General features: G+C 21.3%; 16 protein-coding genes. 5 read left to right on the top strand and 11 right to left on the bottom strand.

The annotated features are described in order from the left end of the window. Positions 1 to 135: 135 nt before the first annotated feature. From AACL05_RS02505 to AACL05_RS02495, 3 genes are all read left to right on the top strand, one after another. Positions 136 to 324 (top strand): hypothetical protein, encoded by a 189-nt coding sequence (locus AACL05_RS02505; protein ID WP_338962322.1) that lies wholly within the window; start codon positions 136 to 138, stop codon positions 322 to 324. A gap of 119 nt (positions 325 to 443) precedes the next feature. Continuing rightward, the gene (locus AACL05_RS02500; protein ID WP_338962319.1) at positions 444 to 1,220 is read left to right on the top strand and encodes a BspA family leucine-rich repeat surface protein; all 777 of its coding nucleotides are present in this window, start codon (positions 444 to 446) and stop codon (positions 1,218 to 1,220) included. A gap of 177 nt (positions 1,221 to 1,397) precedes the next feature. Further along, the gene (locus AACL05_RS02495) at positions 1,398 to 1,859 is read left to right on the top strand and encodes a hypothetical protein (RefSeq protein ID WP_338962316.1); all 462 of its coding nucleotides are present in this window, start codon (positions 1,398 to 1,400) and stop codon (positions 1,857 to 1,859) included. A gap of 88 nt (positions 1,860 to 1,947) precedes the next feature. On the opposite strand, the gene AACL05_RS02490 is transcribed toward AACL05_RS02495, so the two are convergent. Beyond that, positions 1,948 to 4,227, bottom strand: coding sequence for a hypothetical protein (locus tag AACL05_RS02490; RefSeq protein WP_338986195.1), 2,280 nt, complete (start codon positions 4,225 to 4,227; stop codon positions 1,948 to 1,950). A gap of 242 nt (positions 4,228 to 4,469) precedes the next feature. Between AACL05_RS02490 and AACL05_RS02485 the strand changes: the two genes are divergently transcribed. After that, positions 4,470 to 5,420: an IS30 family transposase gene (locus AACL05_RS02485; RefSeq protein WP_338960236.1), complete on the top strand. Its 951-nt coding sequence runs from the start codon at positions 4,470 to 4,472 to the stop codon at positions 5,418 to 5,420. A gap of 12 nt (positions 5,421 to 5,432) precedes the next feature. Here the strand turns inward: AACL05_RS02485 and AACL05_RS02480 are convergent, their stop codons facing one another. The 7 genes from AACL05_RS02480 to AACL05_RS02450 all read right to left on the bottom strand — a co-directional run bounded on the left by AACL05_RS02480 (position 5,433) and on the right by AACL05_RS02450 (position 11,465). Then, a complete protein-coding gene (locus AACL05_RS02480) occupies positions 5,433 to 5,600 on the bottom strand; it encodes a hypothetical protein (protein WP_338986193.1) in 168 nt (55 codons plus the stop codon). A gap of 1 nt (position 5,601) precedes the next feature. Then, complete coding sequence (locus AACL05_RS02475; RefSeq protein WP_338962311.1) at positions 5,602 to 6,744, bottom strand: SIR2 family protein; 1,143 nt, start codon at positions 6,742 to 6,744, stop codon at positions 5,602 to 5,604. 70 nt (positions 6,745 to 6,814) lie between these two features. After that, complete coding sequence (locus AACL05_RS02470; RefSeq protein ID WP_338962308.1) at positions 6,815 to 7,051, bottom strand: hypothetical protein; 237 nt, start codon at positions 7,049 to 7,051, stop codon at positions 6,815 to 6,817. A gap of 72 nt (positions 7,052 to 7,123) precedes the next feature. Then, a complete protein-coding gene (locus AACL05_RS02465) occupies positions 7,124 to 10,081 on the bottom strand; it encodes an AAA family ATPase (RefSeq protein ID WP_338962306.1) in 2,958 nt (985 codons plus the stop codon). A gap of 82 nt (positions 10,082 to 10,163) precedes the next feature. Beyond that, complete coding sequence (locus AACL05_RS02460) at positions 10,164 to 10,961, bottom strand: hypothetical protein (protein WP_338962303.1); 798 nt, start codon at positions 10,959 to 10,961, stop codon at positions 10,164 to 10,166. A 109-nt stretch (positions 10,962 to 11,070) separates the two neighbouring features. Next, positions 11,071 to 11,208 (bottom strand): hypothetical protein, encoded by a 138-nt coding sequence (locus AACL05_RS02455; protein WP_338962300.1) that lies wholly within the window; start codon positions 11,206 to 11,208, stop codon positions 11,071 to 11,073. Continuing rightward, complete coding sequence (locus AACL05_RS02450; RefSeq protein WP_338962298.1) at positions 11,190 to 11,465, bottom strand: hypothetical protein; 276 nt, start codon at positions 11,463 to 11,465, stop codon at positions 11,190 to 11,192. Before AACL05_RS02450 ends, AACL05_RS02455 begins: the two co-directional genes overlap by 19 nt. A gap of 440 nt (positions 11,466 to 11,905) precedes the next feature. Between AACL05_RS02450 and AACL05_RS02445 the strand changes: the two genes are divergently transcribed. Next, positions 11,906 to 12,325, top strand: coding sequence for a hypothetical protein (locus tag AACL05_RS02445; RefSeq protein WP_338960498.1), 420 nt, complete (start codon positions 11,906 to 11,908; stop codon positions 12,323 to 12,325). Positions 12,326 to 12,477: 152 nt separating this feature from the next. On the opposite strand, the gene AACL05_RS02440 is transcribed toward AACL05_RS02445, so the two are convergent. Genes AACL05_RS02440 through AACL05_RS02430 form a run of 3 tightly spaced genes read right to left on the bottom strand, consistent with a single transcriptional unit; the run spans position 12,478 to position 15,193 of the window. Continuing rightward, positions 12,478 to 13,725, bottom strand: coding sequence for an ISNCY family transposase (locus tag AACL05_RS02440; protein ID WP_338962293.1), 1,248 nt, complete (start codon positions 13,723 to 13,725; stop codon positions 12,478 to 12,480). 41 nt (positions 13,726 to 13,766) lie between these two features. Then, the gene (locus AACL05_RS02435; protein WP_338962290.1) at positions 13,767 to 14,318 is read right to left on the bottom strand and encodes a hypothetical protein; all 552 of its coding nucleotides are present in this window, start codon (positions 14,316 to 14,318) and stop codon (positions 13,767 to 13,769) included. A gap of 38 nt (positions 14,319 to 14,356) precedes the next feature. Then, on the bottom strand, positions 14,357 to 15,193 hold the full coding sequence (locus tag AACL05_RS02430) for a hypothetical protein (protein WP_338962286.1): 837 nt from the start codon (positions 15,191 to 15,193) through the stop codon (positions 14,357 to 14,359). Positions 15,194 to 15,440 lie beyond the last annotated feature (247 nt).

The following is a 15,440-nucleotide window of genomic DNA, read 5'->3' as shown; positions in this document are numbered from 1 at the left end:
TTGTACAAAAATATAATTAAATTATATATTTTAAATATATAATTTAATTATAAACTTACATAATATAAGTTTATAATTAACTTTAGTTTTAAAGTAATTGAATTTTTAATTTTAAAATAAAGGAGAATTAAAATTATGCCATCAATAACTGAAATAGTTAATATATATTACACACAAGATTTGTTAAAAGAAAGAGAAAAAAATAAAAATATTAAAAAAGAAAAAGTACCTGACAAATTAGATGTTAATAAAATAAATTCTAATGATACACAAAATAAACAAACATTAACAAACAAAGATAATAATTATTGCAGTATTTCATAATTTGTTATTAATACAAATATACAAAAATAGTTAATTGCATTTATTTTTAAAAACACTAAAATGTAGTTAACTTCTTAAATTTAAGAAGTTATTGGAAAAACAAAAAGGGGGTTTTCATTATGAAAACATTAATAAAAACATTAAGTATTTTAACACTTGCAACAACCACAGGAAATTTAACGGGTTTCTTAAACTCAACTATACAAAAAAATAATATTACAACTAACTATATTCAAAGTAAAACTCAACAAGATACAATTTATATTGACAAAGATGGCAAACAAATAACAACTAGTGAAAGAGACTTATCAAAGATAAATAGTAAAGAAATTATTCAAATTGGATTTTTTAAAAATATATTAGGAGAAATTCAAGTTGTTAGAATGCCAAGAACAATTGAAAAAGTACCTGACAAATTGCCACCAGAAATAACATCTTTAAAAAATATGTTTACAGGTACAACCTTATTCAATCAAGACCTTTCAACATGAGATACTTCCAATATAACAAATATGAATTTTACATTTAATGGAGCCACTTCATTTAATAGCAATATTACTAATTGAAATGTTTCTAATGTAAAAAGTACTTTTGTTATGTTTGCAAATGCAACCTCATTCAATCAAGACCTTTCAACATGAAATGTATCTAATATAAACCGTTTTAGTCTTATGTTTTATGGTGCAACCTCATTCAATCAAAACCTTTCAAACTGAAATACTTCTAATGCAGTATATATGAATTTTATGTTTTATGGTGCTAAATTATTCGATCAAGACCTTTCAACATGAAATGTAAAAAAAGTAAGAGAACATAGTAACTTTGCAAATTATTCAGGAATTACTAATCCTAATAAATTACCAAAATTTAAAAATAATATTATAACAATATATTAATTAATATATTACTAATTTTTCTTTCCTTTTATATTAATACTTAAAGTGTTAAAATTAAGATGGATAGAAAATATTTCCTAGTTTTGGATTAATATTATCATTCCTAAAATTTATAGAAACTATTATTAATCCAAAATATCCTTTTAATTTATCACATATATAAAGAAGATGTTTAAAATGAAAAATTTAATTACTGCCCTAAGTGTTTTAACACTTGGTACAACTGTAGGAAATTTAAGTAGTAACTTAAAGACTAATCAAAAAACAGAAGCTGTTAATACTATTTTAAACCAAGATATAAAAAAAGTAAGTAATGTTGATTTATCTAATATTACTGCTGAAAATAACGTTTGAAAATATCTAACAAAAAATAACGTAGCAACATATGCAGGTGGCGAAAACTATTATCAATATTATTTTGCTTACCATGTTATTGGATTAAATCATGATACATTACATAAATTAAATAATGCGATTGGTTCGGGAATAGGAGCAGTCTCTGCTGTCCTAGGTGTTGCCTTACCAGCATTAGCTCCAATAATTGGTGCAGTTGCAGCAATATTAATTGCACAATGATACATATGACAAATTACTGACTATATAATGGTAATGGAGTTGTTATTGATATGATTGGTTTAACACCAACATGAATCGTTAATGTTTCATCACAATAAAAAATAATAATACTTAAATTTATTAAAAACAGACCCGTGAAATAGGTCTGTTTTTAAAATTTCTTTAAATCTTTTCTATAACGTGTTATTAAATTACCAATAGCCGATTTATCTGATGCAATTAGGTTTATATACTGACTTTTTACTATTAAATTATCATCGTATTGACTTAAATGACACTGTATTACTCAATATAATCTTTTATAATACATTCTACTTTCACCAATTTTTAAATAATAATCAACAGCATTTTTATTTTTCATTATTTTAATTTCTTCATTAGAAAAAGATATTGTTGATTTTAATGAAGAATTTGTTATTTTATTAACTTTGATTTCATTTTGAATATATTTTAAAAGATTAATGATTCTTTTTTTACTTTTTTCTTCAAAATTTATACAATAATACAAATCAAATAAATTATATAAAATATCTACTAATATATTTTTTTCAAATACAATACTATCTACTTTACTTTTTATTAACTCAAAAAGATTATTTTCATTTTGTGAATTAAGTATATAATGAATTAATAAATTAAAAGTGCAAGTAATTTTAGTATTAAATTGATACATATATGTAACTCCTGTACCAATTGATGGACTTTCAATATTTAATGATTTTATAACTAAATCATTGAAATAATTATCAATATTATCTATTTTTATTTTTGAAAAAAATATCTCTTCAAAATCTTTATATGCCGAATAAAAATTATTATGATTATATAACATATATATGATTCAAATAACATGTGTATAATCATCTAATAAAATAATTTTGGTAATATCTCATTTATTTTTTTTAAGAAAAAGATAATTTTCAATATAATTTGCAATAAATTTAATATTAAAATATGATTCTTTTTTTAAAACATTTGGATCAATGAATAAAGAAACTAAACGAAAAAATATATATTCCCTATTTCATGTTCCTTTTGAATAATATTTAATTATTTTATATAACTGGTTATAACTAATTATCATTTTATCTTTGATTTCTAAATAAAACTTATCAAATATATCTATTTTTCTATTATTCAAACAGTGAATATAAAAATTACAGATTTTAGTTTGAAAACTATTTAAAGGATCATCAATAAATAAAAAATAAAATTTTTTCATATTAGAATCAAAACATTTTAAAATTAAACTTTTTATCTTTTCCAATTCTTTTTCATAATTTTCTTTAGAAAAATTAATATTTTCAAAATAAATTAAATGTTGATTTAATTCTTTTCTTTTATCTAAATACTTAAAATAATTTAAAATATAATCTGTCTTAATTTTTAAAATATTATCTTGTTTTTTTGAATTTCTTATTTTTTTAAAGTTATTAATTAATTCAGTTTTATTATTATCTATTTCTATTACTGAAATTAAACTTTTTAAGGAACCATTTTCATTTGACATTTCATCTAATAAATAATTTTTAATATATTCACTTTTTTGTTTTATTGAAAATGAGATAAAATTACTTTCTTTTGTACCAATCTGATTATAATCTGTTCAAGTTCTAACTATTGCTCCAACATTTTCATTAACATCATCATCTCAATAATGTTTACTAGGAACTAATTTTAATTTTTCTTCATCTTCTTTATTTTTTTTGTTTATTGCATCATCAAACTCTTTAAAAGTATAATTAAAAATAACTTCTTTTCAAATATGTTCATATATTTTTTTAAAATATGGTATTCTGTATTTTAAATATTCTTCTTGCTTTTCAATTGGAAAATTTAATTTAATATACTCATAATCAATTAAAATAATTTTTTCAAATTCTATTGTATCTAAAAAAGATGCTCCTAAAAATACAAAATCATCACCTAATCTAAATATTGCATAATCACTTTCAACATTTAACAAAAAGTTTTTATTATTTAACAGCTTAAAAAAAGTATCTGAATTTGGATTATTTTTTAATTCTATTGCAAATGCTATTAAAAATAATTTATACATAAGAGGACTATATGGCAAATAGTCATTTCAATCTAAATTTAATAAATTATTTTTTATTAAATTAATTTCATTATCTTTTCAACTTAAATATATATAATATAAATTAATTATTATAAAGTTATTTTTTAATGGTCATTTTCTAAAATTTTTATTTCATTTTTTTACAAATAAGTTATTTTCTTCTTCTTTAATTCAATAATTTAAATAATTATTAATTTTTAAAAAATCACCAGATAAAATATATTCTTTCAAATTTTTAATATCAATATTTTTATTTTTAATTTCAAAATATATAAAATCATTACTTCTTTTAAATTCTAAATTTTCTTTAATACTTAATAAAATAATAGCATTTCTATCATCATATATCACATCTGTTCTTAGTTCACAAAGTAATAAATAAGTATATATTTTATAAAAATTGTTTAAAGAAGTATTACTTTTGTTTTCTTTGAAAATACAATAAGAAATATAACAACAATATAGTAAAGAAGTATTTGAATATTCTTTGCTGAGTTATACTTGTAAGTGCAAGTAAATAAAATTGCAAAAAATTCTCATATAAAAATTTCATAATGCTAAATTTAGTTTAGAAAAAAGTAAGGAGTTTTTATATGAGTTATAAACATCTTGGCATAGATGAAAGGATTTATATTGAGAATCAATTGAAATTTAAATTTAAAATTAGTGAAATAGCTAAAAATCTTAATCGAAGTATTAGTACTATTATTCGAGAAATTAATAGAAATAAAGATAATAATCATTATTTTTCATTAATTGCACAAAATAAAGCTGAAAATCGAAAACAATCACATATTAGTTTTCATAAGTTTAAAAATAAGAATTTAGTAAAATATGTACAACAAAAATTACTATTAGGTTGATCACCTGAACAAATTTATGGCAGAATTAAAAATTTTCATAAAGAGTGAGTTATTAGTTTTAAAACAATTTATACTTGAATTTATTTTGGAATGCTTGATAAAGTTACTAGTAAAAATTTAAGAAGAAAAGGTAAAAAACGAAAATCTAAAGAAAATCGTGGCAAGTTTAATGGTAAATCAATTAAAGAACGAGATATAAATGTTAATGATCGTATAACACTTGGTCATTGAGAAGGAGATACTATAGTATCATCACGAGGTAAAAGCAAATCATGTTTAATAACTTTAGTTGAAAGAGTATCACGATTTACTTTAGCAATATTAGTTAAAAACAGAACTACTAAAGTTATTAATAAAAATGTTAGTTATTATTTATCAATTCTTCCTAAAAACATTGTTAAAACTATTACTTTTGATCGTGGCAAAGAATTTTCAAATTGACAACAACTTGAAAAAAATTTAGATATAAAAATTTATTTTGCCAATCCATATTCACCTTGACAAAGAGGTACTAATGAAAATACTAATGGTTTAATTAGAGAAAAATTTCCTAAAAAATTTATTTTTTCAAAAACTAATAAAAATGAAGTTCATAAATTTATATTGTCTTTAAACCAAAGACCAAGAAAAATACTAAATTATCTTTCACCAATCGAATATTTGGATAGAAAAATAATTTAGTTGCACTTACCTTTACAATTTAGCTTTAACTGTAGAAGAAAAAATATTTTCAGCAAGTTTTATTTTAGAAATTACATTTTTAATTTTTAATTCAATTTCATTAAATTCCCTAAGATAATATAATTCATTTATATATAACATAAAATTAGTATTTTTATCATCACTTATAACATCAAACATTTTAAACAAATTCTCCTAACCATTTTCTAATTTCTTTATCATTAATCCTTCATTTAAGTAATTTTATATATAACTTAGATTTCCCTAAAAACTGTACTATATCTTGTGAAAGAGAAATTTCTTTATTTTTATATAATCAGTCAAATAAATTATTTAAAATGCCATCAATATACTTTTCTTTATAAGTAATCTTAGAATTTAAAAGATCATATTTTTTTCCAAAAAAATCTATAATGAATAATAATTCTTGTTTATTTTCAAATTTAGTATTAATTTTGTCTGATTTAAAATACTCTTCAAAATTAAAGTTTTTTGATTCATTAATAACTTCATGATTAAAAACTAAATCTATTTCATTTAATAAATCATATATGTTTGCATATTCTTTAATATAATTTAAAAATTTTTTAATAACTTCAAATAAATTTATACATTCTTCACTATTAAAAATCTTACTAAATTCAATATACTTTATTCCATAAAGTTTAGAATCTAATGGTGGCTTCTTGTCACATTTAACGTATTTAGTGGACAATACCACTGGAACATTAACTTTACACTTATCACAACAATCACATTTATTTTTTTGTTTTTCATAGTCATTAAATAATACAACAAAATTTTCATTCTCTCATGTTTTAACTTTTGCTTTTTCTAAAATAAAAGTCGCCAAACTATTGGCTACAAACTGATCTTCAAAACTATAACCTAAAAAAATAAATGTATAATTTTGATTTACTGCATCTTCTATTATTTTTTTAAATGATTCTGTAAAATTTTCAATAATTCAATTCTCAATAAAACTTTTATAAGTATCTATAAATTCTATTTTTTTACCTTTTTTATTCAAATTATTAACTTTATGTTCACTTGTTTCATTTGATTTTTCATTAATTCCAGTTATTGAACAATGAATTGGATATACTTTATCATTTAATTCTTCAATACTATTAATTCAATTTTTTATATATTGTTTAGGATTTTCTAATTTATTTCAAGCAAAAATATTATCATAATTTGTAGTAATTATTTTATCAAAATTATTATTTATTAATTCTAAAATTTCTTTTTTTTCACTATCAATTTCCTTTTTTTCTATATCAAGTTTACTACTATATTCTTCTATAAAAAAAAGCACTTGCACTGTCTTTTTTCTCTTTTGTATCTAATAAACTTTTTAAATTATCCAAAACTTTTGAAAGATCAAAGTTATTTTAAACCATACTCTTCAAATTCTTAAGTTCTTTTTTATAATAACCATCTAAATCTTGAAATTCATTCTCTTTTTTTTCAATAATAGAAATTAATAATTCTTTTCATAAAGGAAAACCAAAATTTGCAGAAAAACCTGCTCCTAAAAATAATATTGTTTTCTTTTCAATTATTTTTGAACTAATAAACTTAATGTTTTCTTCTACATTTTTGTCTAAATAATCTTTTGAATCTGCCATTTAATTTTGCATCTTTCTATTATAGATTAATTTAAATTTAACATAAAAAAGTAGTTATTACTACCTTTTTAATTAAACAACATAATTAACATTTTTCGCTGATTTATCGCTTTCAATAATTTTTTTAGCATCTGCTAATTTAATGGCTACCATTTTCGTAATTCCTTGATTTTGCATAGTTGTACCATATAATACATCACAATTTTCCATTGTACCTGGACGATGAGTAACAATAATAAATTGCGTATATTGTGAAAAACTACGAACATATCTAGCAAAACGTTCTAAATTAGCTGGATCCAATGGCGCTTCAACCTCATCTAATATTGTCAATGGCAATGGCTTGACTTTTAAAATAGCAAATAATACCGCTAATGCAACTAATGATTTTTCACCACCTGATAATAAGTTTAAATTACTAATTCTTTTACCAGGAGGATTAGCAAGCACTTCCACACCTGTATTTAAAATATCATCAGGTGATGTATATCGTAAACTACAAGCTCCTCCACCAAATAAAGTTTGAAATGTTTCGGGCAATACCATATTAATAGCTTTGATTGTTTCATCAAATTGCGTTACCATAACATTATCCATTTCATCAATGGCTGTTAACAACGATTGTGATGCTAATTGCAATTCATCATGTTTAGTTTTTAAACGTAAATAACGTTCATTTTCATTTTCAAATTCTTCAATAGCATTAATATTTACAAATCCTAAATCTTCAATCTCACTACGTAATTGTTGTACCAAATTACGTGCTTGTTGTTCATCTGCTAATGGTTCACTATAATGTTCTCTAGCATATTCATAAGTTAAATTATAAGTTTCAACTAAACGTCTTAAATGTTGTTCTACTTTTGACTCCATTTTTACTTGCTCAAGTTTTTGATTATTTAATTTATCACTAGTCATAAAATGTTCTTGATTTAAACTATATAATTCATTTTCTAAAGTTTGCATTTGTTCTAATAATTGATGTTTCTGTTTACGAATTAATTGTAATTGACTTTTTATTGTCGCTTGATCATATTTAGAATTTTCATATTGAATAAAAATATCATTTAATTGATTTGTAGTATCAATATCTAATTTTTTACCAGTCAATGTTTGATATTGAGTAGTTAATAATTGTGATTGATTAGTGATATCACTAATTTCACTAATCAATTTATTTATTGTTAAAGTAATTGTCAACTTTTGACCTTGATAATTATTTAATTCGCTTTCAATACTTGTTCTTTGGACATTTATATTAACTAATTGTTGTTCTAATGATTTAATTTCTTCTTTTAATTCAGAAACTATTAACTTTTCTTTAAAAACATTAATACTATTTTGATGTTGATAACCTCCAACAATAGCACCTCCAGCTTTAATTAATTGACCATCTAAAGTTACACATTGATATTTAGCAGCAATTAATTGTGAAATAACTCTTGCGCTTTCTAAGTCTTCACAAATAATAGTACGACCTAAAAGAAAATTAATAATTGGCTGAATTCTATTATCAACTGCTGTAACTAAATGATGAGCAAAACTTAAATAACCCGATTTGCTATTAACAATAATTTCATCTTCTTTAGTCGCTGTTCGAACTTGAATTGAATTTAAAGGTAAAAAAGTGGCAATTCCCGCTTTATTTTGTTTTAAAAATTCAACAGCCTTGGTTGCATCTTTGTTAGTCGCCGTAACAATGTTTTTTAAAGTATTACCCAATACTTTAACAATCGCTTCACTATAAAGATCGGGCACCGAAATTAAATCACTCACTACTCCAATGATGCCATATAGTTTATCTTTATTATTTAAAATTGTTTGAACACCCAAATATTTTTGATTTTGTCGTTGTTGATAATTAATTACCGATTCTAATTGTGCTTTTTTTTCGCCTAAACCACGATGAATATTATTTTGTCCTAAAATTAAATCTTGATGTTGAACATTTAGTTCTTCAAATAAATTATTAATTTTATCAAAGTTTTCTTGTTCTTTTTTTTGTAAAAAAGTTTTTTGTTCAATAATAGTAAGCAAAGTTTCAATTTCATTTTTTAATTTTTCAACTTCTGTTTGATCTTTTATTTCATTTTGTTTTGTTTTCATTAATGATTTTTGTTGTTCTAAAACTTGCAATAAACTATTAACATTAGATAAATTCATTTCTAAACTATTAATGTTTTTATCTAAATCATAACTTTTATTTTTTAAAAATTTTAATTGTTGTTCATTCTTACTAATATTTAAATTAAGTTGTTGTTGTAAAATTTCATTATCATTTATACTGACTGTTGTAAGTTTTAATTGATTATGATATGTCTCCAAATCTTTAACAATAATAGTAATTTCATATTTTTTTAAATTATCACGTAATTCAACATAAGTTTTAGCTTTCTGTGCTTGTTTTGCTAATGGTTCAATTTTTCTACTTATTTCACTAATAATATCATTAACTCGAACTAAATTTTCATTAGTACGCTCTAATTTACGTAATGACTCTTCTTTCCTCTTTTTGTATTTTGAAACACCCGCAGCCTCTTCAAATAAAGTTCTTCTTTCTTCTGGTTTAGAATCAGCAAATTTTGAAACATTACCTTGACTAATAATTGCAAGTGAACCTTTAGCTAAACCTGTACCCATAATAATTTCTTGTACATCTTTTAAACGAACACGAGCTTTATTAATGTAATATTCATTTTCTGAACTATTACGAAAAGTTTTTCTAGTAATTTGTACTTCATTAAAATCAACTTTAAATATTTTATTAGTATTATCAAAAACTAAAGTAACTTGAGCACTATTTAATGGTTGTTTACCTTTAGCACCATTAAAAATTATATCTTCACTATTTTCACCACGTAATGATTTAACTGATTGTTCACCTAAAACTCAACGAATAGCATCATTAATATTAGACTTTCCAGAACCATTAGGACCAACAATACCTACAATATTAGTATCAAATTCTATTGTTAAAGGCTCTGCAAATGACTTAAAACCATATGCTTCAATTCTTTTTAAGAATGCCATCTTACCTCACCTATTTTAAAATATATACTTATATTTTACCATGAATCAGTTTAATATTTATTGTTAAGATTTAGCAGAAATATTACTTTATTCGCATTATTATTTGTTCTTTAATTGTTTTATAATAAAATTTATTAATTCACAAATAAAATAATGTAGTACTAATAATAGTACTAATAATTAATATTATAACTAAGATACTATTAATTCATAATGGAATTCCAATAATTGAATAATTAAAGTTGAGAATATTATAAGGATAAATAAAATTTTTAACATCATTTGTTTGTAAAATGCTGGCTCTAATATAAATATAAGTTAGATAAATAATTGGATAAATAACTACTAATATAAATTGTTTTTTAATATTGATATTAAATTTATTTTTTTTAAAAGTTAAAATTAAAAAAGTAATCATCAATATTGGTGATACTAAATGATCTAAAAAGGAACAAAATAAAGATAAATTATTCAATTTTCAAAATCAATTAAGTTCTAAATCTAACTTTGAAACACTATCAATAAATATCCCCACTCAAAAAATAAGGACAGTAATAGTTATGTATATTGTTAAATTAATTTGACTATAAATATTAGTGAATCTATTTGTCTGCTCTTTTTGATGATAAATTAAAGAAAATAAAAATCAAATATTAACAATAAATATTGTTTGAGAAGACCAAAATGATAACATTATATCAAAGTTTTGTAATACTATAGAATTATAAAAATTATCTTTATTAGTACTATTAACATATCAAAATTCAGTAAATACAGAAAAGATGATAGTCAATATTGATAAAATAAAAATGAATATACAACTTAATAATTTATATAAAAATCTTCAATCTTTAATTTTTTGCTTATATAATAAAAACACAAATTATTCCTCTTCGAAAAACAAAATCATATTTAATAAATATAATAATAACAATTTTTTTGCTAATTTAACAAAAAATAAGTATTAATTAAATTTTGACATGAATATTTTAATAAGAAGCAAGCGAAGTTGAAGATAAATTTCTACTAGAATCACTTTCTTTACTTTGTTCGAATTCAACAAAATTGTTTTCTAAAATTGGTAAAAATTCTAAATCACATTGCTCCTTTATACCATTAAAACTCATAATTGGACTATTTTTTTAGGTAGCACATTTTTTAATTGTGTCTCTAGTTGTGCAATTTTTTCTTCTTTTTCTTCAAGAATTTTTTTTAAATGTTCTATTTCAGTATCTTTTTTTTCAAAATCAGATTTAAAAGCAGTAGTTATTGCTTCAACTGCATCTCAATCTTCATCTTTGCTTTCTTCTCATTCTTTTTCAATTTCTGCTTTAATTTTTGGAATTGAATCTTCTATATATGTATCAATATATTTAATAATCATTTCAAATAATAAAGAACTTTCATCTTTAGTTCCTACATTTTCATTATTATCAATTGTCTTTCAACTATCAATAACTTTTAATCTTTCAATAGGAAAAAATTCTTTTAATGATGTTACAAGTGACTGATATTGTTCTTCAATTTTTTGAAATATTTCATTAAGTTTTGCTTGAAAAAATTCTTTTTGTTTATTATTTGTTAATTGAGGATGTCAATATCGAGTGAAAATTTCCCAAAAATATTTATAAAAAAATAAATTATTTTGGAAAGTTACAGTGTTAAATAAATATAAACACGAATTCCAAATAAACGTTAAAAATTTAGCTTTAAATTTTGATTTGCGAACTTTTTTTTGTATAATTTAATTAAGTTTAATATAAGTTTTTAACTCATTGCTTTAATTTCAAAGTAAATGAGTTTTTATTTTGAAAGGATGAAAAAATGAATAAAAATTTACAAGAAGAATATGAATGAATTAATAGAGAATTGAAAAAAATAATTATTAATAAAAATCAATTTACTCCAGAAATTATTAGTAATAGAGTTAATTTAGCTCAAACTACTATTGTTGATATTAATGAAAATTTAAAAAAACAAAAGATTAGCAAATTTAAAAAAATTAGTTATTCAATATTGAAAATATTTACTTTTGGAAAAATTGATAAAAATAAAATAATTAAAGAAAAAAATGATTTTTTTATAAAAATATCAAAAGAACTTTTTGGAAATATTAAAAAAGTAAAAGAATTATATATAAGAAAATCAAATAGTGAAATAAATATAGATGTTAATAAAATTAATAATGTAACTTTAAATAATTTATTAATAAATCCGACTAAATCAAACTTACCACAAATGTAAAAACGAGAGATTGCAATTACAATTTCTTTTATATTTAAAATCAATTTTAGAACACCAAATTTGCTCATACGCAAACGTTTTAAAATTTTATATGGTTTAGTATTTATAAAATTAAATATCTTATAAAATAGATTTTTAATTTTAATTAAGAATTATTGATATCCATATCTTCAAGGATGATTTTTATTGGGTATATAAACTTTTTTAGTTTTTATTAAATTTTCTTTTATAATTGGTTTTTGTGCTATTTCTTTTAGTTCATACATTTGATTATTGTAACTAAGATATAATTCATTAATAAATGATTTAAGTACAATTACATCAGTTCTAGGTTGTATGTATTGAACTTTGTTATTTTTATAAGGAAAATACTTTTTACCATAATATGTTATGGTTGAACCACTATCTGTTTTTCTTTTAGAAAATCTTGAAAGATAAATATTGATTTCTTCCTGTGTAGGAGCTTTAACCATAGCAGATTTAGTATCATCAATAGGAAAGACAAATTGTTTATTAAAAGTACTTATGTATGTTTTAAGAAATTTGTTAGCTTCTTCTAAATTTCTAATTTTATTAAGTCGTAATTCACTAATTAAACGACTTTGAAGTGTTCCAAATAAGCGTTCAACGCGACCTTTAGCTTGCGGAATTGAAGTTCTGATTATTTCAACACCTAAATCATTACAGGACTTTTGAAATTGAGTATAAGTGTCATTTTCTGTATTTATTTTTCCTGCATCAACTTTTTTCTTATATCCAAAAACTGTTCTATTATCGGTATAAAATGTTTTTGGTATGCCATAATTAGTTAAAATTTGATAAAAAATATTATAATAACCATCTAATGTTTCTTGATGATCAAATCATAGTCCAACAATATTTCCTGTAGCATCATCAATTGCAGCATGTAAAAATGATTTTGGTTTATCGTTACCAAATCAATGATGATTACTGGCGTCCATTTGAATTAATTCACCAAAATTTGTTCTTCGATTTCTTGTTGGATGTAAGTTATTTTTTTTATTTTTATGTCTTTTTGGTGAAGTAATTTTTTCTTTAATTAATATAGTATAAAGTGTGCTATATGAAATCTTAATTTTTTCTTCATTAATTAATTTCTCATGAAAATGTTGAAAATTAAAATTATAATATTTTGTTTTATACAAGTTTATAATCTTAATTTTGATTTCAAAATTTGTTGCCTTATTAGAAATTTTATTACGAGATTTATGAATAAAATCAACTTTACCTTCTCTATTAAAAATTTGAATTAATTGGTTAATTCTTCTAATAGTTAGATTAAGTTTATTCTTGGCTTGATGTTTAGATAATTTATTAATAATAATATCATTTATAATTTTGTATTTATATTTTTCTTTCATAGTCATACTTCTTTCCATATTTATCACCAAGTATATTTAACTTCACTTTTGGGAAATTTTTACTCGATAACTAATAGGAAATTATCACTAAATAATGACATATTTGTTAATTGAGGAGTTTCATTTTCAATAGTTTTAATATTCTTTAATACTTCTATTTTTTTAAAAATTTTGCTTACTTCCTTTTCACTTAAGAAATTATCTTCAACTAATGTAAATTTAGTGTATAAATTACAAAATTTTCTAGATAAAAAATAATATTTTTCCTCTTCAATTAATTTTTTAAGCAAAATTTTTCTACCTTCTTTATTTAATATTTGAAAATTAGCTTCTTCACTATCAGGAATTGCTAATACCAAATGATTATCATTTTCTGTTTTTAAATAAATAAAATTTGATCATGGTAACTTATATTGTAAATTATCATTTTTATATTCAATTTTAATAATTAATCCTGGTTGTAAAATATTATTGATCATATTGTTTAATTTATATTTTTCGCGATCTCATTCATTATTTTTAAATCATAAAATAAATTCATAAAGTGAAATTGTAAAAAACTTAATAAATTCAATAATTTTTTGATGATAATTTTTAATATTATCTTTCATTAAATTTGTATTATTAATAATTCCCTGTTTAGTTTCTTCTAATTGAAGCGTTTTTTGTTTTTCTTCTTCTTCAATAGCTTCTTTTTGCTTTTTTTACTTTCTGTTATTTTTTCTTTTGTAATAGTTCTAATGTTTTCAATTTGCTGTTTTAACTCTGCTAGCACTTTTTTATCATTATCTAAACTTACATTTTCTAAAGTTCTTGACAAATTTTCATATGTTGTTCTTTCTGTTTTATTAATATTTTCTAATGCTGCTATTTTTTTATTAATAACTTCAATCGATTTACTTTCTTCTTCAACTAATTGTTCACAATGTCTATCAAACTGTAATGTAATTTCTTTTATTCTTTCAGAAGTACTTTTTGTTAATTTTACTGCTTCTGTTATGTATTTCATTATGAAATTTTTTGCTAAGTCACTTTTATATGAATCACTTATTTTTTTTAATATAGTAAATTCATTATTGATAGCACCACATATTCTATTAATATTTCATTCTAAACTATCTGCTGCAAATTGTTCAGTACTATTAAGAATAAGAAATTGATAATAATAATCCATTATCCTAGAATCTTCAATATTATTAATAAAATTTTTTAATTCATTTATACTTTTTGCTATCTTTTTTTGAAAACTATTATAATAACTTTCATTATTATAATCTTCTAAATCAATTAAAAATTGTTTTCTTTTCATCACATTACTAACTAATGCCACTTGTTCACTACATTCTTTAACTTTTTCTAGATTTCTTTTATGATTTAAAATAAATTCTTGATAATTTTCACCAATAATTTTAAATTTTTTAATATTTTTTTCAAAATTAATAAAAACGTTACACAACTCAGCAATTTTTTCTTTTCACTCTACCAATAAAAACTGTTCTAGATTTTCTTCTTGTATAATTTGTTTTCAAAAATTAATCGCATTATTGGGAAGTTTTAATTCAGGAAAAAAGTAATCAAAATTAATTCGCGCTTGTTCTTGTTTAAATTTTATAATTTCAAAATATTGTTCTGGAAATGCTTCTTTAGTTATATTTTTTAATTCAGTAATTAAATTATGTTCTTCATTAAAAATTTGCCGTTCTTTTTCAATTCATTGTCATGAATTTTTTAAA

The sequence above is a fragment of the Spiroplasma endosymbiont of Thecophora atra genome, assembly GCF_964019735.1.
GTDB classification, from domain to species: domain Bacteria; phylum Bacillota_I; class Bacilli_A; order Mycoplasmatales; family VBWQ01; genus Spiroplasma_E; species Spiroplasma_E ixodetis_A.
Note: the sequence above shows the minus strand (reverse complement) of the source record. Positions and strands in the feature narration are given on the sequence as shown.